Source organism: Geminocystis sp. NIES-3708, assembly GCF_001548095.1.
Taxonomy (GTDB): Bacteria; Cyanobacteriota; Cyanobacteriia; order Cyanobacteriales; family Cyanobacteriaceae; genus Geminocystis.
Window position 1 is genome coordinate 3,172,890 of record NZ_AP014815.1, and the last position, 24,952, is coordinate 3,197,841.

Below are 24,952 nucleotides of genomic sequence, written 5' to 3' on the forward strand. Positions count from 1 at the left end.
TCCTTTCAACGAGAGTCAATCATCACCTATTTTTATATCGAATTCAGGTAATTTCTAGGGTGATTTTTGAGTAAGCCAAGACGTATCTAAGTTGCATATTATTTTGTTGTTATAGATAAATCAACAAATCTCCCCTGTCTCCTCCTCTTCTAGTCTTCCCAGTCTTACCGCCCTCAGTAAATGTAAATGCGTTTGGGCTTACTAATCCTCGTCACCTTATAATAGGGTAAGGATCAAATTCTTATTTTTATTCAAGTAAATCCATAATAATTATTGTTTAATAATGGTTAAAAATTATCAAGTTACTATTCATAATCGTCAAAATAATACCACAGAAACAATTACTGTACCTGAAAATGAGTATATTTTAAAAACGGCAGAAAATCAGGAAGTTGAGCCACCTTTTTCCTGTCGTAATGGTGCTTGTACAACTTGTGCTGTTAGAGTAATTAGGGGTGATATTTATCAACCAGAGGCAATGGGTTTATCTCCTGATTTACAAAGAAAAGGTTACGCTTTATTGTGTGTGTCTTATCCTCGCTCAGATTTAGTGGTAGAAACTCAAGATGAAGATGAAGTTTATGAGTTACAATTCGGACGTTATTTTGGTAAGGGTAAAGTGCGTTTTGGTTTTCCCATTGAAGATGATTAATTTCTGAAATATGATTTTAAATTGCGTGAATGTCATTTACTCCCACAATTAGTTTATAAAATTATTCACCGTTGAAATATAAGTTATTAATTATTTTTATTTGTTTATATTTAGTAGTTACTGGTTGTCAAAATCAAACTGCTATTAACGGCATTGACGCAAAATTAAGACGAGTTGTTAGTGCCCAAACTATTGAGGTGATTATCAATAACAAATCCTATCAACTTCGATTGTCAGGGTTAGACACTCCTAGTCGTAAACAACAACCTTGGGGAGATGATGGTAAAAAATTTTTAGTTGATTTTCTGACAGCTAATAACACCATACCTCTAAAATCTGCCATGATAATTTTAGAAACTGATGTGAAAGTTAAAGATAAATTCAACAGAATTAGCGGTTATGGATGGTTTAACAATGAATTAATCAATGAAAAAATATTAGCAGAAGGATTTGGAGTAGTTAATTTAACTTATACTGACGGAAAATATGACCAAAAATTATTACAGGCACAAAGTTATGCTCGTATCATGGAAAAAGGGATTTGGAATCCTAAACAACCCCTTAGAAATATAGCAAAGAGCAATTAACAATTAATAATTAATAATTAACAATAGACTTCTCCAGAAAAAAATTAATCGGCTTTTCGTAAAGGCTTTAGTTTCCATAATTTTGTCAATTATTGGAGATGCCTAATCTGTTAATCAACTCGCTATAAATTAATCTTTTTTATCTTAAATTTATGAGTAATATTTCCTCCGAAGAAATCTTGAAATTGCGTGACATCGCTTTTTTGGCGGCTAAAGCTGGAGGTGTCGTTTTACAAAATTATTGGGGAAAACAACTCAACATCAGGGAAAAAGGTAGAGCAGGTGATTTAATTACAGAAGTAGATCAACAAGCGGAAGCAGAAATAATTTCAGTAATCAAGCGTCATTTACCTGATCATGGTATCTTAGCGGAGGAATCAGGTAAAACGGGAACTTCTGATAATCAATATTTATGGGTAATTGATCCCCTTGATGGTACAACTAATTACGCTCATGGTTATCCTCAAGCCGCAGTTTCAGTAGGTTTAATGGTATCAGGAAAACCTTTGGTTGGAGTTGTTTATAATCCTATGCTTAATGAATTGTGGGTTGGTGCGCAAGGTTTAGGGGCGACTTTAAATGATATTCCCATTCAGGTTTCGACTACCAAAAATTTAGCGGATAGTCTTTTAGTAACAGGTTTTGCATACGATCGCAAAGAAGTAGAAGATAATAATTATGCAGAATTTTGTACTTTTACCCATTTAACCCAAGGAGTAAGACGAGGAGGTAGTGCGTCGTTAGATTTATGTCACGTGGCAACAGGGCGACTGGATGGATATTGGGAAAGAGGATTAAAACCTTGGGATTTATTAGCAGGAGTTGTTATTTTAACCGAAGCTGGTGGAAAAATAACCGCCTATGATGGTAGTGAATTTAATTTAGATAGTGGTAGAATTTTGGCTACCAATGGTTATTTACACTCTTCATTAGTTGAAGTTTTAAAATCTATATCCCCGATAAATCTAATTATTAGATGATAACCAAGACTCCGAGTTTAAAACTAATGGGAGTGATACTCAGGTAAGAAGGATTTGAAAATCAGTGCTGTAGAGTAGAATGAGTTTAGGAGTAATGGGTAATTATTTCTAATCAAATACTTGAAAATCTAAGGGGATTTTGACATGACTACCATTACCGATAACCACTTAAAGGAGTTAAAAGATTTAATTAACTCTAAATTTGAGCAAGTTAATGAAAAAATAGACTCTCGTTTTGAGCAAGTAAATAATAAGCTGAATGATATGAGAGTAGAGATAGCCTCAATCAAAGGTAATCAAGAAGGTTTTAGCAAAAGACTAGATAACCTTGAGTTTACTAATGGAGGTATATTCATTAGCATTGTAGGTGGAACATTAATCGCAGTGATTACATTAATCATCAAATTTTTAGCACCCAGCCAAATCTTTTAAATGACAACTTGACATTATTAATTCCTTTACTTTTTGTTTTATGAATATATTTGATACGAGAAATACCGCCGATGGTTCAAAAACTTTTTATTCTCATGAATTTAGCGAGACTTTTCATACTAAATATGGTGCTAAAGCCGAAGCTGAAATTACTTATGTTCAAGGTTGTCATCTTGCTGAAAAAATAAAACAACAAGAGCAAATTAAAATTATTGATATTTGTTATGGTTTGGGATATAACACCGCCGCCGCTATTGATTGTATTTTTAAGATTAATCCTCAATGTCAAGTTGAAATAATCGCTTTAGAATTAGATGAAAACGTACCTCGTCAAGCCTTAGAATATAATCTATTAAATCATTGGCAACCAGAAATTATTGAACTTTTAACTCAATTATTTTATTTTCGACAGGTAGATACACCGCAACTAAAATTGAGTTTATGGATTGATGATGCTCGACAAAGTATGATCAAATTAGTACAACAAAATCTCCAAGTAGATGCTATTTTTCTTGATCCCTTTTCTCCACCTAAGTGTCCTCAATTATGGACAGTGGAATTTTTATCTCTTCTTTCTCAGTGTTTAAACACAGATGGTATCATCGCAACTTATTCATGCTCTGCGGCAATTCGTGCGGCTTTTCAATTGGTAGGCTTAAAAATTGGTTCTAATGTTGGTATTGGTTGGCGATCGCCCGGAACATTAGCCGCTTTTACAGATACATATTTATCACCATTATCAGAAAAAGAATTAGAGCATTTAAAAACCCGTGGTGCAATACCTTTTCGAGATCCAAATTTGGATAATACAGCAGAAATGATTAAAAAACGTAGGGAAGAAGAACAAGCCTTAAGTAATTTAGAATTTACGAGTCAGTGGAAAAAACGTTGGTTTTCTAAAAATAATTTCCGTAAATCAACTGATGACAATAATTTATAAATGTTTGACAATATAAATAGATAAAGTTAGTCTCTTGCACAAAACATTATCTACAATTTTATTGCAGGATAGGAGTTGAGATGAGTAACTACGAGACTATAACAGAATTAAACTTCCAAAGCAGATTTATGTCCGCAGTTTCCACCCCTAGTAAAATTATGGTGGTGGATGATCAACCCCTCAGTCTTTTACACGCAGTAGATTTAATAACTTATCAAGGGTATAATGTCATCGAAAATAGTGATAGTAATAGGGTTTTATCATTAGCTTTTGAGGAACAACCTGATGTAATTCTCATGGATATTTTTATGCCTGAGATTGACGGGTTAGAATTGGCTAAAATGCTCAAATTGCAACCTCAAACTAAATCTATTCCCATTGTGTTAATGTCTGTGGCAGACGATCCTGAACTTTGGCAAAAAGCCTTACAAATTGGTGTTGAAGAAATTATTTTAAAACCCTTAGATCATAATTCTTTATCACCCAAATTAAAAATTTTAGCTCAACAAAAACGTCTTAATGAAGGATTAGATCAAACTCAAAAAGTTTTACTTAGTTTAGCAATGGCAATCGAAGCTCGTTGTATAAATAGTCACCAATCACCTTTGAAATTAGCTAATTTAGCCATGAGTTTTGGTCAATATTTGAACTTATGTGATCAAAATATTGACGATTTAGTATTAGCGGCTTATCTTCATGATATTGGTACAGTTGGTATTCCAGAACATATTCTCGGTAAAACAACTCAACTCACTACTACAGAAAAAAAAATTATTGATCAACACGTAATCATTGGCGAACAAATTTGTCAACCTCTGTATAATAGACCTAATCTATTAGCAATTATTCGTCATCATCATGAAAAATGGGATGGTAACGGCTATCCCGACAAATTAGCCACAGAAAATATTCCTTATTTGGCACAAGTATTTCAAATGGTGGATATTTATGATGCACTTACCCGTGAGCGTATATATAAACCAGCATATAGTCAAGAACAAGCATTAGCTATTATGGAAGAAGAAATGGTAAAAGGTTGGCGCAATCCAAAACTTTTTGCTCAATTTAAAGACTTTATTCTTAATAATCCATAACTTATTAAGCTAGAACGCATCTAAGTTTACTGATAAAGACAAGCAATGGGCAATAGGTAATATTTTGAGGTATTTTCATTAGTTTGAAAAAATTCAAGTAAAATACATCTTAGCTTACCTACCACCAGTAAACGTCATTTTCACCTTACACCTGTTCATCTGTCTTGTCTTGAAAATTTTTCTGCTGTCGAAATGAGGTATTATTGGTATCCATTCTTGCGAATTAATTGTTACATTGGTGTCAGTGTATTTTTTATAAAACCATAACATATGAGTGATTTAATTGCGATCGCCTACGATGATACCTTCAAAGCTGAAGAAGTTAGATTAACTTTGGCTAAACTCCAAAGAGAGCATTTAATTGAATTAGAAGATGCGGCGGTAGTCGTCAAAGATGCAGATGGAAAGGTAAAACTAAAACAAGCCATCAATTTAACAGCTACAGGTGCTGCTAGTGGTGGTTTTTGGGGTTTATTAATCGGAACTCTTTTCTTAGTACCTTTGTTTGGTGCTGCCGTAGGTGCTGCGACAGGTGCATTAGGAGGAGCATTAACAGATATTGGAGTTGATGATAACTTTATGAGGGAATTAGGAGAAACCTTAAAACCAGAAACTTCTGCATTATTTATTCTTGTCAAAAAAGTTACTCCTGATAAAGTATTAGACGAAGTTAGTAAATATGGCGGTACAGTTTTACGTACATCTTTAAGTAAAGATGATGAAGAGCAATTACAAGCTGTTTTAAGTAGTCATGGGCTTAAAATCCCTGAATCTGAAGATAGTTAATTTTTTAACACGAGGGGTGAATAGTAGTAAGGAATAAGGAAAAGAAAAATGACAAAGGAGAAATATAGACTACAATAACTTCTTATTCTTTTATAATCCCCAAATTAACTTATTTTTTGCTATGTTCGCCCAAATTTATCATTAATAATAAACATAAAAATAGAATCAATTTAAGAAAAAAACTTATCAAATTGAAGCACCATTGCAAGAGTACTTATTTCTTATCATCTAACTTCTTGGAAAAAGTCTAACAAAGAAATTAAGATTATTGCTTATTCCATATATTGAATAATATTTTCAATAATTTTTACCAATTAATTGTTTTTCTCTAAAAGTAATTTCTACTAAAGGTTTAAACATGGTAATTAAATTTTCTTGAGCAACTGCTAAAATAGGAAAATTAATTTCTCCATAATTTAAGCCTTTAATTAAAGGAAAATTATTTTTTTGATTGAAATGAACTAAATTACCTCCAGCAGCTCTTAAAATCGGATAAGCTCCAGCTATATCCCATATTTTAGGACTGGCTTCTATCGCTCCTAGAGTAGCACCACAAGCAACAGATATTAGATCATAACTAGTTACTCCCGTTATCCTAATTTTGCAAGGAAAGTTATGCTTTAATATGTCTAAACTTCTATTACATAACATAAAAACATGATTAAAACTAGGATCATCGTAACTGCTAAAAATAGGAGTATTATTGAGAAAAGCACCTTTAGGTCCAGTTAAATCAGTATTTTCAAAATAATAACCATGATATGTCTGCTGAATCTGGGGAAAATGTGCAAACCCAAATACTGGTATTCCCTGATAAAGTAAACCGATAGAAATACCCCATATAGGAATACCTCTTGTGAAATTGGTTGTACCATCAATAGGATCAATTACCCAACACCAATCTGTATAAGGTAAAATATGCTCGGTTTCTTCTGTCAAAACTCCATGAGTAGGAAAACATTGCTTAATTGCTTTTCTTAATTCAGAATCTGCCCATTTATCCGCCTCTGTTACTAAGCTACCATCTGCTTTACGAGTTGGCTCTAGTTTGGCAAAATCTTCTAATAATTTTTCTCCGATACGGTAAGTTATTTGCCGACAAAAATTATATACTTCTTGCCAAAAATAAATCATCTTTTTTCCCTGTTTAGTTACGTTGACGGATGAAGTCTTTAGCTATCAGCTTAAAATCTATCCTTTCAAAGTATAATTGATCTTTCGTAACCTGTTAAATCCTTTATTGATTGCTGTGTCTGTTAACAATCCAAATCTTTTAATCGCTGCTAGTGGCACTGGTGGACATTTATTTCCTGCCTTAGCCGTCGCCCAACAATTACCTGATTATAATATTTTATGGTTGGGAGTACCTCATCGTCTCGAAACTTCTTTAGTGCCGAAATCTTATCCTCTTATTACTGTTGATATTGATGGTTTTCAAACTAGCTTCGGTATTAAAACTATTTTTGTAATGTTTAAAATGTTTAAGGCGATCATTAAAACTTATCAACTCATAAAGTCAAAAAAAATAGACATAGTTTTTACTACAGGTGGATATATTGCCGCTCCAGCAATTATTGGAGCAAAATTAGCTAAAATTCCCGTTATTTTGCACGAATCTAACTATATACCCGGAAAAGTTACTAAATTATTTGGAGGTTGGTGTAATGTGGTAGGTATTGGTTTTACAGGCACAAGTAAATATTTACCGAAGGCAAAAACTCAATGGGTAAGCACTCCTGTCAGAGAAGAATTTTTTTCACCTCAACTATTAGAATTAGATATTCCTGAAAATGTACCTTTAATTGTGGCAGTAGGAGGCTCACAAGGAGCTGTAGGGCTTAATAAATTAGTGAGACAATCAGCACCTCGTTTACTAGAAAAAGGGGCTTACATAGTTCATTTAACAGGGAAACAAGATGAGGAAATAGGTACATTTCACCATGATCATTATTTGGAGATGCCTTTTTACAATAATATGGCGGGATTATTACAAAGAGCAAATATAGCTATAAGTCGATCTGGTGCAGGTACACTAACAGAATTAGCGATTACAAAAACTCCTTCTATCTTAATCCCTTATCCTTTTGCCGCAGAAGATCATCAATTTTATAATGGACAAGAGTTTGTTAATGGTGAGGCTTCATTACTTTTTAGACAAGATCAATTAAACCCAGATTTATTAACAGAAACTGTATTAAACTTATTAAATAATTCTGAAAAGTTAGTCTCTATGGGAGAAAAATCAGGAAATTTGGCTTTAACAGATAGTGCAAAAATTTTGGGTAAAATAATCAGGGAATGTTTAACAATTAAATAGTTGCTCGATAGTTGATCATGAATTAAATTCTCATTCAATCACCTGTAAGATACAGAGCCTATTCCGACAAAAAATAGAGTAAACATAATACTAATTTTGTTTTAATTTTAATATTATTAATTATTCGCTCTGATTCATTACTAAACTTTTTTATTTAAACAGATATAATCATTGTGCAAAATAGTGTTAAATACGCTAAAATTGCTAAAGAAGTAATGCGGAACTGGCGGAATTGGCAGACGCGCTAGATTCAGATTCTAGTGTTCGTAAGGACTTTCGGGTTCAAGTCCCGAGTTCCGCACTTTAGGATAGAATTAGGCTCTGATGAACAATAATTTTATTTTGATGAAAGTAGCTATCAACCTTTTGCTATCATCTTTCTATAAGTAGATTCTAATTATTAATTATTAATAGGCTGAATATAAACTTCGATACCCTGATTTTTTAGTTTATCTCCTTGATTTTGAGCTTCAATTTCTGTATTAAATAATCCTAGTTGAATTTTCATTTCTTGATTTAGATTCATAATTAGGGCGTTAGGTACTATTTTTTTAATACGGTTAAAATTATCCATATTTTGATAATTACTTAATAAATAATATTTTTTTTCTATTTTTGAATTAGAAGAATTAATAGAAGTTGGAAGAGTATTTTTCTGATCATTTGATAAAGATGATGGTTGTTGAGTTTTATTTATTTCTGCGAATAAAGCACTTTTTAAATCAGGATAAATAGAAGAATTTTGAGATGAACTATTCTTAGAAATAGAGTTATTTATTTCTGGTAATGAGGAGATAGTTTGAGGAGCAATATCTTGATTTTTTTTGATATTATCTAAATTAATATTATTGTTATTATTTTCTGTTTTTTGTGTATTTGGAAAATTAAGATTATTTTCAGTGATGTTACTTACTTGATTATTATCAATTAAACTTTCTTCATCTAGGCTAAAAAAAATAAAAATATTAGCACCAAAAAATAATAAAATTCCGATTATACCCCAAGGAGTTAGTATTATATCTAAAATTGAAGAGCTACTATTAATAAGACGAGAAGCGACGGGAATAGCCTCTTCTGAATCAATATCATTAGGATTATAAACTAAAGATGATGACAACTCTTGATGATTAAGTTTTTTTTCAGGGGAAGAGATAAATTCTTCTACAATAGGATCGATAGCAGAGATAGATTCTTGATAATGACTATTTTCATATCTATCTAACTCTAAACCTAAGTCTAAATCAAGGTTTTGAATAATTTTTTTGATTTGTGGATGTACTGGCACTACTGATAAATTCATAATATAATGACACTTTATTCTATTGACAAATTATTAAATCAAATTCTCTCACAACCTGAATGGGAAAAACAGAAGAGATACCATCTGTTAACTAAATTTTGGTATCAAATAATTAATAAAAAAATAGCACAAAATACTCGCCCAGTTTCTTTGAAAGATGATATATTATTTATTGCAACATCTAGTTCATCATGGTCTCAAGATTTAAACTTACAAAGACGCTCTCTGATTATCAAAATTAATCGTTGTGTAGAATCTCCTATTAATGATTTACATTTTGCATCGGTAAAATGGTATCAGAATCAAACTATACCGATTGATAAAGAAGATCATAATAAAGAACATCCTAGCACTATTATTCCTGAATCTTCCTTAAATTTATTTCCTACAGATACTCCTCAAAAAGTCTTAGAGAAATGGCTAGAAATTGTCAAAAAAAGAGCAATTGTATGGAAAACTTGTCCTCATTGTAAAACTAATTGCCCTGAAGGAGAATTAAAACGTTGGGGTATTTGTATAATTTGTTTTCAACAAGAAAATTCCTCGGAATTAGGATTAATGGAATAAATTTAAAAGTGGTTTTTCAGCAACTAATAATTAAGGCTTGGTGATTTCAATTAATTAGTTAATCACTAATTAGTACTTTTTACCATTACTAATTCTATTTCTTTTTCGTCTCCGGGCTCAAAACGAATAGCTGTACCTGCGGGGATATTTAACCTCATATTCATAGTTTTTTCTCTATCAAAACGTAAGGATTGATTGACTTTTATAAAAGGAAAATGTGAACCAATTTGGATGGGGCGATCGCCTGTATTGGCAACGGTAATAATTAAAATTTTTCTGCCTTGATTTAACTCAATGTCACCTTCTTGGGTAAATATTTCTCCTGGAATCATAATCAATAAAAAATAAGGTTAATAATTTGATTTTATTATAAAATAAAATTTTGTATTAAAAACTAAAAATATCAATCTTTTTATATATGCAATTATCTCCCCAAGAAAAAGATAAATTACTAATTTTTACAGCTGGATTATTAGCAGAAAGACGCAAAGCAAAAGGCTTAAAGTTGAATTATCCTGAAGCTATTGCTTATATCTCTTCTGCAATTTTAGAGGGTGCAAGAGAAGGTAAAACTGTAGCAGAATTAATGAGTTATGGCACAACCTTATTGACAAAAAATGAGGTGATGGAAGGTATCGCAGAAATGATTGAAGATGTACAAGTAGAAGCTACTTTTCCTGACGGGACAAAATTAGTTACTGTTCATAATCCAATTAGTTAATATTAGTAATGATTATTCTGACAAAAAAAATAGATTTGATCTCTGATAATAAACCTAATTTAATCATTAATTTAACTGCGGAAGAAAGAACTAAAGTTAAATATAGTATTGAGTTAAAATCAGTTGATTCTGAAGATATACAAATAATTAAGTTGAACTTAGAAAGGGGATTAATATTAAACGATGGAGATATATTAACTAATGATCAAGCTAACTTTTTTGTCCTCATTAAAGCAAAGTTAGAACCTGTTATTACAGTTAAATCTGATTCTAAATTAACATTATTAAAAGCGGCTTATCACTTAGGAAATCGTCATGTTAGTCTTGAAATCAATGATAATTATTTAAGATTTTCTCCTGATCATGTTCTGGAGTCAATGCTTATCAAACTGGGATTAAATATATATGAAGAATTAGCACCATTTTTCCCCGAATTTGGAGCATATAAGCATTGACATAGTTATTATCATTAGGATAGTCCAATTTATAAACTGTCTATTCCATAAACTACCTCAAAATATTGACTACTATAATCATGGTAGAAACTTTATTTTGAATAGTTATTAATCATGGGAAAAGAAAATTTTAATCAAAGTCATAGTAGTGCTTGGGTAATTCAAACTTGGTTGTCTTTTATTCTTTCCATTGGTGCAACTTCTATTGGTATAATCTATTTACCTGTGGACATTTGGATTAAAGGTTACATGGGAATGGGGTTACTTTTTTCCATTGGCTCGACAGTTAGTCTCACAAAAACTCAAAGAGATCTTCATGAATCTAGTAGAATTATTGCTAAACTTGAAGAAGCAAAAGTAGAAAGAATTTTGGCAGAACATAATCAAGTTAATTAAAAAATATAGATAGTTAATTAAGAATAATTAATAATTAGGTTTCCTCTGGATTTTTTTCTAAGGAAGGATAGGTAATTAAAGGGGGATTTAAACCTAAAATTGATTGTAATTTTATCCATGCCCAATTTTGCCACCAACCAACAATTCCGCTAGGTAAAATTGTTACAACTATTAAGAATAATGCTCCTTGAAAAAATAACCAAATATCGGGGAATTTTTCGCTGAGAAAACTTTGTCCTAATCTTACTAATAATGTGCCGATAATTGCACCTAATAAAGTTCCTCTACCTCCTACAGCAACCCAGATAACCATTTCGATGGAAAAAGCTACCTCCATGATACTAGGAGTAATAATAGATGTTTGCACGGTATATAAAGCTCCTGAAATTCCTGCTATTGCACCGGAAATGGCAAACACTAAAACCTTAAACCAAGTAGGATCATATCCTGAAAATCTAACTCTATTTTCATCATCTCTAATGGCTATTAATAATCTACCAAATCTACCGCTAGTTAACCAACGACAAAGAAGATAAGATAACAATAAAAAAATAATAGTAAATTGATAAAATAAAACTTGAGTAGAAGGTTCACTAACTAAGAAACCAAAGATACTTTCTTTATCAACTTTTAATCCATTAGTACCGTTAATTAGTTTTTGTTGTCCATTGAAAAAATTATAAAATACAATCAACGCTGCTTGAGTTAAAATCGAAAAATAAACTCCTTTAATGCGATTACGAAAAACTAAATAACCTAGTAAACCAGCAACAATGCCGGGGATAACGAAAATAGCAATAAAAGTAAAAGGAAAAGAGTGAAAAGGTTGCCAAAAGAAAGGTAACTCAGTCACTCCATAGAGATTAAAAAATTCGGGTAATTCTCCCTCTGGTATTTGCAATTTTAAGTGCATCATAAAAGCATAACCTCCTAATGCAAAAAAAATTCCATGACCTAAACTCAATAATCCTGTATAACCCCAAATTAAATCGATACCTAATGCGACGATAGCTAAGGCTAAAAATCTTCCTAATAACTGTAACCGAAAAGCACTTATAATCAAGGGCAAGATTATTACAAAAATAATTACTATAGCTACGATCGCACCTATTTCTATAAATAATTTTTGTTTTTTATTTTCCCTAATTTGAGCAAGGGTATTATTTAGCATTTTGTTGCTACCATTTCATAATGAATATTGACAATTTATCCACCATATTATGAACAGATTAAGATCTCTATTTAGTGATTTTTAATACAAAAACCGTTACTTAAATCTTGAAATCATTTTAGGAATAAATTTTATAGTCATCAAATAGAAGCTAAAAATATTAAAACTGTGGACTCTCAGGAAAATTAGGAATATCATCGGGAATAACAGCCCATTTCGGTGCAGATTTAGTAAAGATAGCCATTTTAGGTTTATATTCATCAGAATCATCTAAATTACCCACGGCTAAACCAATTATACCTAAAGCCTCAGATTTACCGAAAAGAGTGCTACCACATTTTGAACAAAAATAACGCTTCAATTCATTTCCACTGTCAGCAATGGTTGTATAAATACTAGGATTTCCTTTCGTAATTTCTAAAGAATCAATTTTCAATAATAAAGAAAATGCTTTATCTAAACCACTTGTTTTTTGACAATCTTTACAATAACAAAATACGGCATTTAATGGATTGTCATTGAATTTATATCTAATTTCACCACAATGACAACCACCTGTTTTATGTTGAGTCATAAGAAACACCTCTGAGTTTTTTTAATCTTATCTTATTTCAAAAATAAGTATTGCAATCACAGGTTATTATGAATAGTTGTTTTTGAGTGTTTTGAGGTAAAACGTGGTTGAATATCTAGTTTTTTTAACAATCTCCGCTAGTCTTTATGCTTTATTTGCTTTAGGTTTAAATTTGCAATGGGGTTTTACGGGATTAATTAATTTTGGTCATGTTGCTTTTATGACTATTGGAGCTTACACGACGGTATTATTAGCAGAAAAAGGATTTCCTCTTTTCTCAGCCGTGATTATTGGAGCTATTTTTGCTTCCCTTTTAGGATTATTGATCGGCTTAACCTCTCTTAAGTTACGAGAAGATTACTTAGCGATCGTTACTATTGGAGTATCAGAGTTGATTCGCTTAATAGTACAAAATGAACAATGGTTAACAAAAGGTACATTTGGGATACAAAGTTATCAATTACCTCTGGGGAATTTTCAACCTAATCTACTTGGTAAAGTAATGATGATTATCATTTTTTCTGTTTTAGGAATTTTTGTTTTGTGGCAATTATGGAAAAATGTTCGTCAACAATTACGCTTAAGAAAACAAATTCAAGGAAAAAGTTATCAACCTTCGAGTGTTTTAAATATTTATTTATCTAGTGGTTTAACTTTAATTTTAATTTTAATTACTTATATTAATGGTATAATTGCCTTGTATAATTATAATTATAAAGCAGGTTTAATGTTATTAATTTTAATTACTTTAACTGTAGTGTATTATGGCTTAGATTTATTAGTACATTCTCCTTGGGGGAGGGTATTAAAAGCGATTAGAGAAGATGAAGAAATACCTAAAGCATTAGGCAAAAATGTTTTTTTTTATAAGCTACAATCTTTTATGTTAGGTGGTGCAATTGCAGGAATTGCTGGAGCTTTTTATACATGGCAATTAACCACAATTTATCCATCTAGTTTTGAAACTTTATTAACCTTTAATGCTTGGATTATTGTTGTTTTAGGTGGCTCAGGAAATAATGCAGGAGTAATATTAGGATCAATTATTTTTTGGAGTTATGATTCATTAACAAGATTTATTTTTAGCAATTCAGAGATAATAAATGATGCTCAAGTTGGAGCATTAAGAATCATGATAATCGGCTTAATTTTAATGATATTAATGATTTCTCGTCCTCAAGGAATTTTAGGCAAAAAAGCAGAACTTTCATTAAATAATTAATAATTTATATTAGAAACATTTTCTATTAAATGAACATACCAAACTCTATAACATTAGCAAGAATTATTCTTGTTATTCCATTAATGTATTTACTATATCAACCAGAAAATAATTATCAGTGGATAGCTTTTATAATTTTTATTATTGCCGCCGCAACAGACTGGTTAGATGGTTATTTAGCGAGAAAATTAAATCAAATCACTGAATTAGGAAAATTTTTAGATCCTTTAACAGATAAAATTCTAGTGATAGCACCTTTTTTAGTTTTAATTGAACGTCAGCAAATACCAGCATGGGCAGTATTAATTATTATTGTAAGAGAAATTGTGATTGCAGGATGGAGAGTTAATCCTCAATTAGCAAAAAAAGATAATATTTCAGGTGCAAATTTTTGGGGAAAACTCAAAACTGTTATGCAAATTATTGCTATTAGTTTATTAATTATTCCTCTTCCTGGTATTTGGCAAAAAATAGGCTTAATTTCTTTTTGGATAGCATTATTTTTAACAATTATTTCTGGTGTTATCTATATCATTCCCGATAAAATAATTAAACTTGAGAACTAAATGATTAAAAATAGGAAAAAAAATCAACTATTATTCTTAATGATTATTAATATTAGTTTAACAGGATGTTTTAACTCCAAAGCCAATGAATGTGGTAAAATCATAAAAGTTAGTGATAAATTAGCCGAAATTACTCAAGCTAATTTAAAAATACAAGACGTCAATCAATTACTAAAAATAGCTGATAACTTCGATCAATCAGCACAACAAATATTAGATAAAAATTTAAAAAATGAAAAATTAATAGATTACAGTAAAAAATTAGGAAGAATTTATAAAAATTATGGTCAAATAACTAGAAACTTTATAACTGCTTTTCAAACGAAAGATACAGAAAAAGCTATTCTTTATAAGCAAGAAATATTCAAATTATCTCAAGAAGAAAAAACATTAGTTGAAAATATTAATAGCTATTGTCAGCAAAATTAATATAATTAGTTATCAGCAATAAATTTTTAATATAGCAATCTTTAAATCATTAGTTAATAATTCAAGATAAAAAAATAAATCTGTAAATTTTACTATATCTGAAAGCTGATAGCTAAAAACTTACATACTAGGATTACGATATATTTATTATCTCTTTTTTATATTATTTTGTTTTTATATATATACAATATTTAAAGTTTTCCTATGAATTTTAGTTTATCTGAAGATGTCAAACAAAGATTATCTATAGTTGATAAAATATGGTTTGATTTACGTCATATACAACCCAATGTTAATAATATTAATCCCGTAATTTTTTCCAGTCAAGAGAAGATTCTTGATATTGATTTTGATATAATTATCTGTGGAGGAACGTTAGGTATATTTTTAGCCACAACTTTACAAAAAAAAGGTTATAAAATAGCGGTAATTGAGAAAGGAATTCTACAAGGTAGAGATCAAGAATGGAATATTTCTCGTCATGAATTAAACTGTTTATTAGAATTAGAATTATTAACCCAAGAAGAATTAGAAATAATAATTGTCAGTGAATATAACCCTGCAAGAATAAGTTTTTATGAAGGTTATGAATTATGGATTAAAAATGTATTAAATATTGGAGTTAGCCCTAAATTATTAATAAACAAAATTAAGGAAAAGTTTTTACAATTAGGAGGTTTTATTTTTGAAAATACTGTTTTTAATAATGCAATAGTAAAGGAAAATGGGGTCATTATTAAAACTAATAAACAAAAATTAAAAACTAAATTACTTATAGATAGTATGGGGCATTTTTCCCCCATCATTCAGCAATTAAGAAAAGGAGAAAAACCAGAAGGAGTTTGTTTAGTTGTTGGTAGTTGTGGGAAAGGATTTACTAACAATGAAACTGGTGATTTAATTGTTTCATTTACTCCTATTCAAAATCAATGTCAATATTTTTGGGAGGCTTTTCCTGCGAAAGATGGGCGCACAACTTACTTATTTACTTATCTTGATGCTCATCCTGATAGGATTAGTTTAACGGATTTGATGAATGAATATCTGCGATTATTACCAAAATATCAGCAAATAGATTTAGAAAATATTGATTTTCAGCGTTTTTTATTTGGATTTTTCCCCGCCTATCGCCAAAGCCCAATTAAAATTAATTACAATAGAATATTAGCTGTTGGTGATAGTAGTGGTAGTCAATCTCCCGTTAGTTTTGGTGGTTTTGGAGCGATGATGCGTCATTTAACCCGTTTAACCTACGCCATTGATTCTGCCTTAAAATATGACACTCTGACAGAGAAAGATTTGGGTTTAATTCAACCCTATCAACCTAATATTTCCGTGACGTGGCTATTTCAAAAAACCATGAGTGTTGCCATAGATGCCCAAATTAATCCCAACCAAATCAATAACTTAATGAGTGGCGTATTTGAGGTTATGGATAAATTAGGAGATGATGTGTTAAAGCCATTTTTACAAGATGTAGTGCAATTTTCTGGTTTAACAAAAACTCTTCCCCTCGTTAATCCGAAATTAGTATTACCTTTATTACCTCAAATTGGTTTACCAATTCTTCTCGATTGGTTGAAACATTATTCAAATTTGGGCATTTATAGTGGTTTATATCCTGTTGCTAAATCTTTACAACCTTTTATGAAAAATCTTACTCCTCAACAAAAATATTATTATCATCGTTGGTTAGATATGTGGCAATATGGTGCGGGATTTAAGTAATCATATAGCAATCCTACTATGTGAATTATTAGTTATTGGTTATTAGCTATACTAAAACTTACAGATTTATTTTTTAATCTTTAACTATTCACAAATAATGTAAAGATTACCATGCAAACTTTTTAATAAATTAAAACCCCATTGAATTTATATTTTTTAATTTTATGAATAATTAGTTTTTGTGGAGAAAATTATTCTAGTATTATATTATTTCTTAAATAAATATTAATTTTATCTTTTATAAAAAACTTATTTACTATAAGAAAGCTATTATTGAGTTTAAGGAGGGTTAAATCTTGACGAAGGATAAAAGAAAAGCCTTATGAATATTAATAACCTCAAAGAAGTAGTTATTACTGCGAATCAAATGCAGGAAATAGAGCGAAAAATGTTTGCACAAGGAATGCCAATTGCCAGTTTAATGGAAAAAGCTGCTTTATTATGTAGCCAAAAAATTAATCAAGATTATCCTTTGAATAATTATCAAAAAATTGGATTTTTAATCGGAAATGGTCATAATGGTGGTGATGGTTTAGTTATTGCGAGAGAATTATTTTTAAAAAGTTATCAAGTTAAATTATACACTCCTTTAGCACATAAATCTAAAGATTTAACAGCCCAACATCTACAATATGCACACTATTTAGAACTAGATTTTGTTAATAATATTAATGACTTAAAACATTGTGATTTAATTATTGATTGTTTTTTTGGATTTGGTTTAAATCGCCCTATAAATAATTTTTTAGCTGATGATATTTTATCTATTAATAGTTGGAAAAAATTAGTAATTAGTATCGATTTACCTTCAGGAATACATACTGATACTGGAGAAGTCTTAGGAGTTGCCATCAAAGCATCCCATACCCTCTGTTTAGGGTTATGGAAACTTGGTTTATTTCAATTTTTAGTGTGGCAATATACAGGAAAATTAGACATAATTGACATTGGTATTCCCGAAGATTTAATTAGTGCAATAATTAATAAATCTCCCACTATAAAAATAATCACCTCAGGAAAAGTTAAAGCCGTTTTACCTATACCCCGCGCTATTAATACTCATAAATATAAACAAGGTAATTTACTTTTAATTTGTGGCTCTCAAAAATATGCTGGAGCGGCTTTATTATCAGGATATGGTGCAAAAACTAGCGGTGTCGGAATGCTAACTTTAGCTGTGCCAGAATCTTTGAGAATGCTTATTCTTAATCATCTTCCTTTTGCTTTAGTTATTGGTTTATCTGAGACTAATATAGAAACCTTCCCTTCTGAAGAAATGTTATCTTTAAATAAGTATGATACCATTGTTTTTGGCATGGGTATTTCACAACAAGATAATTATGTTATAGAACAATTATTTGAGCAAATATTAAATAGTGAAAAAACATTAATCATCGATGCTGATGGTTTTTATTACTTATTAAAAAATAATTTTTTAGAATTATTATCTAATAGAAAATATCCTACAATTTTAACACCTCATGATGGAGAATTTAAGCGTTTATTTCCTGATTTAGACTTAAATAAAGATCGTTTTATAACATTACAAAAAGCAGCTAAAAGAATTAATAGCACGATTTTATTAAAAGGAACAAAAACGATGATAAGTTATAAAGGCGAAAAAAATTGGATTATAAATGAAAGTACTTCTGCATTAGCTAGAGGCGGAAGTGGAGATGTCTTAAGTGGATTTATTGGCGGTTTAATCGCACAAACAGATTTAAGTCAACATTCTATTGATGAGGTTGTTGCTACGGCAGGATGGTTGCATCAACGGGGAGGAATTTTGGCGGCAAAAAATCATACTCAAATGGGTGTCGATGGGGTTACTTTAGCTGATTATATCAATAAGGCAATAAAGCAATTAACAATTGACAATTAAATAGGTAATTATTATAGTTTCGGAGAGGTTTTTCTACATTTTTACCCATTTTTAAGAATTTTAATTTCTTCCGTTAATTTGGCAATATATTTGGCTTGGCTTCTTAGAGTTAATTGTGTCATAACTCTTGTCAATAGCTCTGGTTTTTTGAAAGGTTTGGTTACGTAATCTGAAGCACCCATACTATAAGCTTGTATTAAATGATGTTCTTCTTGACTGGCGGTAAGAAAAATAACGGGAATATCTTTATATTGAGGGTTAGATTTGATCTTTTCGCATACTTCTAAACCACTCATATCAGGCATCATTAAGTCTAATAAAATTAAGTCAGGAGTTAATACGGTTAATCTTTCCAAAGCATCTCTACCACTTAAGGCAAAGCTCGTTTGATAATTTTCTGCTTCGAGAATGAAGGTTAAGAGTTTTAAATTTTGTTTTAAATCATCTACTATTAAAATAATTGATTCTTCGTGATTAATTAATTCTGATGAATACATGGTCAAATTTAGATGGTGGAGATTATAGCATTAAAGTTGTCAAAAAGATTATCCATTAATGGACTACATTAATTATTTAGTCTTCTTTAATCTTACCTTGATTAAGCCATACAATTCCATCAACAAATATCTGTCTGCTATCTCTTATTCACATAAAATTATATTAATCATTAGACTTTTTTCAGAAGTCAGGCAATGGGTAATAGGCAATGGGTAATGATAATAACAATTGATGATTTCTAAACAAGAATTGATTTAAAATTTCTTTTTTCCCAGATGTCCATTGATGATTTAGATTCTTTATAAGAAATTTGAGTGTCACCTCATTATCAATTATCTATAATCAATATATAATTATTTTGGTTAGGTAATAACTGTCAAAATAGTCATCATTAACATTTAAAGATAAGGGTAAGTTTATCATGGGATATGCCAATGTTTTTACAAAACTAGATCAAGATATATCAACTCAAATTAAACATTTACAAGCTAAACAACAAGAATTAATTGAAAAGAAAAAAAATTTATTGGCAACTAAGCAAAAAATACAAGGTTTTCTTACCGATGCTCAAGAAATTAAAAATATTCTAGCATCTCAACCAGAATTAGTTAAATCCGTTGAAAGTGAATTAAATAAAATTTTTACTATAGATAGTCAACCTAAATTACCTATCAAAAAAGAAGCTATTTTACCCACTAATCTTGAATATTCTGATTCTGAAACTCACGATAATAAAATTGATGATAATAATAATAATCTCGAATCACAAGAGGAAGAATCTCTTAAAATTTTTAAATTTATTGATACTCAAGGGAAAAATACTTCTTTTTAATACTTGACAATGAATAGTTAATAGTTGATAGTTAATAGTTGCTCATTTTCCTTTCCCATTAATATTAAAATTTATTTATGAATCAAGAAAATTTAATTCCCGTAGTTGTCAATGGCGCTGGTGGCAAAATGGGAAAAGAAGTTATCAAAGCGATCGCTTCAGCTAATGATATGATCTTAGTGGGTGCAATCGATCAAAATCCTGCATTATTGGGGCAAGATGTAGGTTTAGTGGCAGGTTGTGGAGAATTAGAAATTCCCATTCTTAACGATTTACAAAGCGTTTTAGTTTTGGCTACCCAATATAAAATACAAGGGGTAATGGTTGATTTTACTCATCCCGATAGTGTTTATGAAAATGTAAGAAGTGCGATCGCCTATGGAATACGTCCTGTAGTTGGTACAACAGGACTATCATCTGAACAAATCCAAGATTTAGCTGATTTTGCAGACAAAGCTACTACGGGAGTATTAATTATCCCTAATTTTTCTATTGGTATGGTTTTAATGCAACAAGCCGCCATCCAAGCGGCACAATATTTTGATCATGTAGAGATTATTGAATTACATCATAATCAAAAAGCTGATGCACCCAGTGGCACAGCCATTAAAACCGCTGAAATGTTATCAGATTTGGGTAAAACTTATAATCCTCAATTAGTAAAAGAAACAGAAAATTTAGAAGGTGCAAGGGGTAGTATTTGCGGTGATAATATTCGTATTCATAGTGTGCGTTTACCCGGCTTAATTGCTCATCAAGAAATCATTTTTGGCGCACAAGGACAAATTTATACCTTACGTCATGATACCAGTGATCGATCCTGTTATATGCAAGGAGTATTATTATCTATCCGCAAAATTGTGGAATTAAAATCTTTAGTGTATGGCTTAGAAAAAATATTATAAAGAACAAAAGTAAAAAATCAACTACAATTATCAATTACAAATTGTTCATTGTTCATTGTTAACTGTTAACCACCATTCTCCTAAATTCATAACATCTTGATGAATATCTTTTAATTGAATTAAATATTCATCAGGAGAAAGAAATTGTTTATTTTCTTCTAGTTTTTTGAGTCTTATTTGTGCTAATAACCAAGGTTTAGAAATGCCATCAATGCTTTCAATATATTTTGCTAAATCTTCACTATTTACCATAAAAAATATTTATTTAATTATTATTATTTAATCAAGAAATGTTAGAACTTTTATCTTTTTTTATTCCTATCAATACTCCTATTTTTTACAGTCAAAATGTTGCTCAAAATAATGAAATAATTGCTGAAGAAAATAATATTTTACGCCCATTATCCGGACAATTAAATAAAATACCCGTATTTAATAGTAATAGTCCAGAATTAGTATTAGGAGAAGGAATTTTACTTTCTACTTTTCCTAAGGATAACAAAAATCATCCCGAAGCACACTTAAACTTTGGCTTTCAAGGAAGATTTGATATTTTTGCCCATCACGTAGCTAAGCCATCAACAGAAAATGATAAAAGGACTTTATACTTAGGCATTATTATACATAATCCTTCCTCAGAAACTGTAACGGTTAACACATTTGAAGCCGCTAGTTATCTAAGTCAACCCGATGCACCTTTTATAACTTTACCCTCAAAAGCAGAAGGAAGTAACATCTATGCAGGACCAGGTAGTCGAGTTATGGGAGATATTTTACAAAAGAAACGTCAAGAAACATTCTCGTCAGAAATAATAATTCCTGCAGGAGAAAGTAAAATGTTACTAAATTTGCCAATTCCTGTACAAACTTTAACACCGCCCATTAACGGACGTTCTACCTATATGAGATTATATAGTAGTGGGAAAGTATATTTAGCTAGTTTAGCCATGTATCAAGACACTGAAGACAATCCGCCAAGTCTTTCTCAATGGCAACAGCTTTTAGAAAATCAATCATTATCCTCTCCTCGTGACTTACCGCCAACCCCACCAGAAGCATCAGGAAAAAGAATTTATGGCAGAGTGGCAGGAGTTTCTGAGGGTAATTTATGGAAAACTGACTTAACAGATTCTTCTTCAAATCAAATCCTGACGATTCCCGACTCTGGAGAAGCGTTTTCTTATGGTTTAAGTACTTTAATTGGTGGTACATTAGGAACTAATCAAGTTCAAACTGCACCTATGTTAGTGAGATACCCAGACACAGCTTATAGTGCTCACGGTAATTATGGGGTACAGTATAGCCTAACTTTACCCTTATTTAACCCTAACAAAGAAAATAAAATTGTTAATATAGCCATTTCGACACCTGTTAAACAAGATATCCTTGGCGTTAATTTTTTAAATCCTCTGCCGACACAAACATTTTTTCGAGGTTTAGTACAAGTTAAATATAATGATGATAATAACATTCCTCGTTTAAAATACTTTCATTTAGTACAAAAAAGAGGAGAAAAAGGCGAAAATTTAGTCACTTTAACGATGCCTCCCCAGTCACAAAAATTAGTATCCGTTGATTTTCTTTATCCTCCTGATGCTACTCCTCCACAAATTTTGACAGTTACTACTGAATAATCTATTGTATGCTTGATATTTAATATTAATTACTTTTTTTCTCTTTTTTAGTAGTAATTTTAATGAATAAAACAATTAAAATATAGTTAGTTATTGTTATTAAAACAAAAAAAACAATGTCTATCGCCACTATCAACCCATTTAACGGGGAAACTTTACAAACTTTTACACCTTTAACCGGCAAAGAAATTGAGCAAAAATTAGCTTTAGCTGTCTCTGCTTTTGAAGATTATCGTCTCACATCCTTAGAATTTCGTGGAGAAAAATTATTTAAAGCGGCTGAAATTTTGGAAAGCAACACAGAAAAATACGCACAATTAATGACGATAGAAATGGGAAAACCCATCAAACAAGGTATAGCAGAAATTAATAAATGTGCTTCTGTTTGCCGATATTATGGAGAAAATGGGGCAAAATTTTTAACTCCTAAATATATTGATACTGATGCTAGTAAAAGTTATGTTATCTATCAACCATTAGGTGCAATTTTAGCGGTGATGCCCTGGAATTTTCCTTTTTGGCAAGTATTTCGTTTTCTATCTCCTAATTTAATGGCTGGAAATGTAGGATTACTTAAACATGCTTCTAATGTGCCTCAATGTGCTTTAGCTATTGAATCTATTCTATTATCTGCTGGTTTTCCTGAAGGGGTTTTTCAAACTTTACTCATCCAATCTTCTCAGGTGGAATCGGTTTTAAGAGATAGTCGAGTCAAAGCAGTTACCCTTACTGGTAGTGAATTAGCAGGGAAAAATGTTGCTTCTATCGCCGGGGATAAATTGAAGAAATCCGTGTTAGAATTAGGCGGCAGTGATCCTTTTATCGTTTTGGATGATGCCAATATAGAGGAAGCCGCAGAAGTGGCAGTTATGGCTAGAATCTTAAATAATGGACAAACTTGTATTGCCGCTAAAAGATTTATCTTGCATAATGCGATCGCTGATAAGTTTCAAGAATTATTATTAGAAAAATATCAAAATCTCAAAATGGGAAATCCCTTAGATAATACCATAGATATAGGTCCTTTAGCAACTCCTACTATTTGTCAAGAAATTGCGAATCAAGTCAAAAAAACCATTGAAATGGGTGCAAAATCATTAATTGGTGGGAAAATCTTAAATGGGAAAGGTAACTTTTATCCGCCGACAATTTTGACGGATATTCCTGTAAACTCTCCCGGGATGAGTGAAGAATTTTTTGGTCCTGTGGCGTTATTATTTAGAGTAAGTAATCTTAAAGAAGCAATAGAATTAGCTAATAAAACTTTATTTGGTTTAGGTGCATCAATTTGGACAAATAGCGAAGAAAATATTAAAATAGCTGTCAGAGATATAGAATCAGGAGCATTGTTTATTAATGGTTTAGTAAAATCTGATCCTCGTTTACCATTTGGAGGAATAAAACAATCAGGATATGGCAGAGAATTAAGCATAGAGGGAATACAAGAATTTGTCAATATTAAAACCGTTTGGCAAAAATAATTACAGGTAAGTAATGACGCACCAAGTAACAGTTTTTTATTTTTTGCTAATTCTAAAAAATATAAATAAAATAGGTTTTAGTGTCTTGAAAAATAAATCTTATTTCATAAGTATTTCTAGTATTTTTTATCTATTATAGTCATCACTAGCACTTTTTTATCAAACTTTAATTGTCTATTGTGCCAAATGTTAAATATGCTGATGAAGTTTAGTAGAGATAAAGTAAAATAAACTGATATTAACGTTACAAAATTTTTTTTACTTTGACTATTTTTAGAGATTTAGAAACACAATTAAAATGTGAAATAGAGATTAAACATCTAAATTTTGACAACAACGAGTATATAATAAACCATATAGATAAATTATTACCTGATTGGAAAACATATCCTAAAACAATAATTTTTCTATTCTTTGAGTGTAAATATTCTTTAGATGGTAGTGATTTAATCCAAGAACAATTAGAAAAAGACAGATTATTATTAAAGTTTAATCAATTAGGTTATCAATTTTATTCTCTTTGTCAAAAACAAGGAATTTTATCAGAAATTATCTGTCCAAAAAATGGTACTCCTCAATATTCTACTAAAGGAAAACAAATATTTAGCATTCAACAATTAATCCTACGATATTTACCTTCATTAAGGGTAAAATCAAATCAATGTGGAATAATTCATCCATTATGGAATCAAGCTGTTTATCCTTGTTTGATGTTATCGTTAGGTGACGTTGAAAACATTATCCCTGTAATTGAACAAATAACTCAACCAATTTTTGACCTAGAAATGTAACTAAGTTTTAAT

29 protein-coding genes and 1 tRNA gene are annotated in these 24,952 nt (G+C 30.6%); 23 read left to right on the top strand and 7 right to left on the bottom strand.

Annotation, left to right across the window (positions count from 1 at the left end):
* The first annotated feature begins 283 nt into the window (after positions 1-283).
* The 7 genes from GM3708_RS13990 (at position 284) to GM3708_RS14020 (ending at position 5,471) form a co-directional block, all read left to right on the top strand.
* Entirely contained in the window at positions 284-652 is a 369-nt protein-coding gene (locus tag GM3708_RS13990; RefSeq protein WP_066348218.1) for a 2Fe-2S iron-sulfur cluster-binding protein, read from the top strand.
* 71 nt (positions 653-723) lie between these two features.
* Complete coding sequence (locus tag GM3708_RS13995; protein WP_066348220.1) at positions 724-1,239, top strand: thermonuclease family protein; 516 nt, start codon at positions 724-726, stop codon at positions 1,237-1,239.
* 152 nt (positions 1,240-1,391) lie between these two features.
* Entirely contained in the window at positions 1,392-2,219 is an 828-nt protein-coding gene (locus tag GM3708_RS14000) for an inositol monophosphatase family protein (protein WP_144439323.1), read from the top strand.
* Between the two features lie 144 nt (positions 2,220-2,363).
* Entirely contained in the window at positions 2,364-2,651 is a 288-nt protein-coding gene (locus tag GM3708_RS14005) for a hypothetical protein (protein ID WP_066348222.1), read from the top strand.
* A gap of 40 nt (positions 2,652-2,691) precedes the next feature.
* On the top strand, positions 2,692-3,591 hold the full coding sequence (locus tag GM3708_RS14010; RefSeq protein ID WP_066348223.1) for a tRNA (5-methylaminomethyl-2-thiouridine)(34)-methyltransferase MnmD: 900 nt from the start codon (positions 2,692-2,694) through the stop codon (positions 3,589-3,591).
* Between the two features lie 80 nt (positions 3,592-3,671).
* On the top strand, positions 3,672-4,685 hold the full coding sequence (locus GM3708_RS14015) for an HD domain-containing phosphohydrolase (RefSeq protein ID WP_066348225.1): 1,014 nt from the start codon (positions 3,672-3,674) through the stop codon (positions 4,683-4,685).
* A 270-nt stretch (positions 4,686-4,955) separates the two neighbouring features.
* Positions 4,956-5,471 (top strand): DUF1269 domain-containing protein, encoded by a 516-nt coding sequence (locus GM3708_RS14020; protein ID WP_066348228.1) that lies wholly within the window; start codon positions 4,956-4,958, stop codon positions 5,469-5,471.
* A 297-nt stretch (positions 5,472-5,768) separates the two neighbouring features.
* Here the strand turns inward: GM3708_RS14020 and GM3708_RS14025 are convergent, their stop codons facing one another.
* Positions 5,769-6,605, bottom strand: coding sequence for an inositol monophosphatase family protein (locus GM3708_RS14025; RefSeq protein WP_066348231.1), 837 nt, complete (start codon positions 6,603-6,605; stop codon positions 5,769-5,771).
* A 115-nt stretch (positions 6,606-6,720) separates the two neighbouring features.
* Here GM3708_RS14025 and murG point away from each other — a divergent pair, with 115 nt between their 5' ends.
* Both murG and GM3708_RS14035 read left to right on the top strand, forming a co-directional pair.
* Positions 6,721-7,788: an undecaprenyldiphospho-muramoylpentapeptide beta-N-acetylglucosaminyltransferase gene (gene murG, locus GM3708_RS14030; protein WP_066349489.1), complete on the top strand. Its 1,068-nt coding sequence runs from the start codon at positions 6,721-6,723 to the stop codon at positions 7,786-7,788.
* A gap of 217 nt (positions 7,789-8,005) precedes the next feature.
* Positions 8,006-8,089 (top strand) — tRNA-Leu (locus GM3708_RS14035).
* A 99-nt stretch (positions 8,090-8,188) separates the two neighbouring features.
* Here the strand turns inward: GM3708_RS14035 and GM3708_RS14040 are convergent.
* Positions 8,189-9,088: a hypothetical protein gene (locus GM3708_RS14040; RefSeq protein ID WP_066348234.1), complete on the bottom strand. Its 900-nt coding sequence runs from the start codon at positions 9,086-9,088 to the stop codon at positions 8,189-8,191.
* 6 nt (positions 9,089-9,094) lie between these two features.
* Between GM3708_RS14040 and GM3708_RS14045 the strand changes: the two genes are divergently transcribed.
* Positions 9,095-9,655 carry a DUF721 domain-containing protein gene (locus tag GM3708_RS14045; RefSeq protein ID WP_066348236.1) on the top strand — a complete coding sequence of 187 codons (561 nt, stop codon included), beginning with the start codon at positions 9,095-9,097 and terminating at the stop codon, positions 9,653-9,655.
* Between the two features lie 65 nt (positions 9,656-9,720).
* Here the strand turns inward: GM3708_RS14045 and ureB are convergent, their stop codons facing one another.
* Positions 9,721-9,987 (bottom strand): urease subunit beta, encoded by a 267-nt coding sequence (ureB, locus tag GM3708_RS14050; RefSeq protein WP_066348239.1) that lies wholly within the window; start codon positions 9,985-9,987, stop codon positions 9,721-9,723.
* 86 nt (positions 9,988-10,073) lie between these two features.
* Here ureB and ureA point away from each other — a divergent pair, with 86 nt between their 5' ends.
* From ureA to GM3708_RS14065, 3 genes are all read left to right on the top strand, one after another.
* A complete protein-coding gene (ureA, locus tag GM3708_RS14055) occupies positions 10,074-10,376 on the top strand; it encodes an urease subunit gamma (RefSeq protein ID WP_066348241.1) in 303 nt (100 codons plus the stop codon).
* 8 nt (positions 10,377-10,384) lie between these two features.
* Positions 10,385-10,831: an urease accessory protein UreE gene (gene ureE / locus GM3708_RS14060; protein ID WP_066348243.1), complete on the top strand. Its 447-nt coding sequence runs from the start codon at positions 10,385-10,387 to the stop codon at positions 10,829-10,831.
* A 114-nt stretch (positions 10,832-10,945) separates the two neighbouring features.
* Positions 10,946-11,227 (top strand): YiaA/YiaB family inner membrane protein, encoded by a 282-nt coding sequence (locus GM3708_RS14065; RefSeq protein ID WP_066348252.1) that lies wholly within the window; start codon positions 10,946-10,948, stop codon positions 11,225-11,227.
* 34 nt (positions 11,228-11,261) lie between these two features.
* On the opposite strand, the gene urtC is transcribed toward GM3708_RS14065, so the two are convergent.
* Positions 11,262-12,398, bottom strand: a complete 1,137-nt coding sequence (gene urtC / locus GM3708_RS14070; protein WP_066348253.1) for an urea ABC transporter permease subunit UrtC — start codon at positions 12,396-12,398, stop codon at positions 11,262-11,264.
* Positions 12,399-12,558: 160 nt separating this feature from the next.
* A complete protein-coding gene (locus GM3708_RS14075; RefSeq protein ID WP_066348254.1) occupies positions 12,559-12,972 on the bottom strand; it encodes a GFA family protein in 414 nt (137 codons plus the stop codon).
* A 103-nt stretch (positions 12,973-13,075) separates the two neighbouring features.
* Between GM3708_RS14075 and GM3708_RS14080 the strand changes: the two genes are divergently transcribed.
* The 5 genes from GM3708_RS14080 (at position 13,076) to GM3708_RS14100 (ending at position 18,799) form a co-directional block, all read left to right on the top strand.
* Complete coding sequence (locus GM3708_RS14080; RefSeq protein WP_066348255.1) at positions 13,076-14,194, top strand: branched-chain amino acid ABC transporter permease; 1,119 nt, start codon at positions 13,076-13,078, stop codon at positions 14,192-14,194.
* Positions 14,195-14,223: 29 nt separating this feature from the next.
* A complete protein-coding gene (pgsA, locus tag GM3708_RS14085) occupies positions 14,224-14,760 on the top strand; it encodes a CDP-diacylglycerol--glycerol-3-phosphate 3-phosphatidyltransferase (protein ID WP_066348257.1) in 537 nt (178 codons plus the stop codon).
* Positions 14,761-15,189, top strand: a complete 429-nt coding sequence (locus GM3708_RS14090; protein ID WP_066348258.1) for a hypothetical protein — start codon at positions 14,761-14,763, stop codon at positions 15,187-15,189.
* A gap of 204 nt (positions 15,190-15,393) precedes the next feature.
* Positions 15,394-16,917: an FAD-dependent oxidoreductase gene (locus GM3708_RS14095; protein WP_066348259.1), complete on the top strand. Its 1,524-nt coding sequence runs from the start codon at positions 15,394-15,396 to the stop codon at positions 16,915-16,917.
* Positions 16,918-17,239: 322 nt separating this feature from the next.
* Positions 17,240-18,799 carry a bifunctional ADP-dependent NAD(P)H-hydrate dehydratase/NAD(P)H-hydrate epimerase gene (locus GM3708_RS14100; protein WP_066348262.1) on the top strand — a complete coding sequence of 520 codons (1,560 nt, stop codon included), beginning with the start codon at positions 17,240-17,242 and terminating at the stop codon, positions 18,797-18,799.
* A gap of 41 nt (positions 18,800-18,840) precedes the next feature.
* On the opposite strand, the gene GM3708_RS14105 is transcribed toward GM3708_RS14100, so the two are convergent.
* The gene (locus tag GM3708_RS14105; protein WP_066348264.1) at positions 18,841-19,296 is read right to left on the bottom strand and encodes a response regulator; all 456 of its coding nucleotides are present in this window, start codon (positions 19,294-19,296) and stop codon (positions 18,841-18,843) included.
* A gap of 422 nt (positions 19,297-19,718) precedes the next feature.
* On the opposite strand from GM3708_RS14105, the gene GM3708_RS14110 reads away from it, so the two are divergent.
* The gene (locus GM3708_RS14110) at positions 19,719-20,129 is read left to right on the top strand and encodes a hypothetical protein (RefSeq protein ID WP_066348265.1); all 411 of its coding nucleotides are present in this window, start codon (positions 19,719-19,721) and stop codon (positions 20,127-20,129) included.
* Between the two features lie 77 nt (positions 20,130-20,206).
* Complete coding sequence (gene dapB, locus GM3708_RS14115; protein ID WP_066348266.1) at positions 20,207-21,034, top strand: 4-hydroxy-tetrahydrodipicolinate reductase; 828 nt, start codon at positions 20,207-20,209, stop codon at positions 21,032-21,034.
* 45 nt (positions 21,035-21,079) lie between these two features.
* Here the strand turns inward: dapB and GM3708_RS14120 are convergent, their stop codons facing one another.
* Positions 21,080-21,286, bottom strand: coding sequence for a hypothetical protein (locus tag GM3708_RS14120; protein ID WP_066348267.1), 207 nt, complete (start codon positions 21,284-21,286; stop codon positions 21,080-21,082).
* 38 nt (positions 21,287-21,324) lie between these two features.
* Here GM3708_RS14120 and GM3708_RS14125 point away from each other — a divergent pair, with 38 nt between their 5' ends.
* From GM3708_RS14125 to GM3708_RS14135, 3 genes are all read left to right on the top strand, one after another.
* Positions 21,325-22,668, top strand: coding sequence for a DUF3370 domain-containing protein (locus tag GM3708_RS14125; RefSeq protein ID WP_082714132.1), 1,344 nt, complete (start codon positions 21,325-21,327; stop codon positions 22,666-22,668).
* Between the two features lie 116 nt (positions 22,669-22,784).
* Positions 22,785-24,149 carry an NAD-dependent succinate-semialdehyde dehydrogenase gene (locus tag GM3708_RS14130; protein ID WP_066348269.1) on the top strand — a complete coding sequence of 455 codons (1,365 nt, stop codon included), beginning with the start codon at positions 22,785-22,787 and terminating at the stop codon, positions 24,147-24,149.
* 263 nt (positions 24,150-24,412) lie between these two features.
* On the top strand, positions 24,413-24,940 hold the full coding sequence (locus GM3708_RS14135) for a hypothetical protein (protein ID WP_197671668.1): 528 nt from the start codon (positions 24,413-24,415) through the stop codon (positions 24,938-24,940).
* The last annotated feature ends 12 nt before the right edge of the window (positions 24,941-24,952 follow it).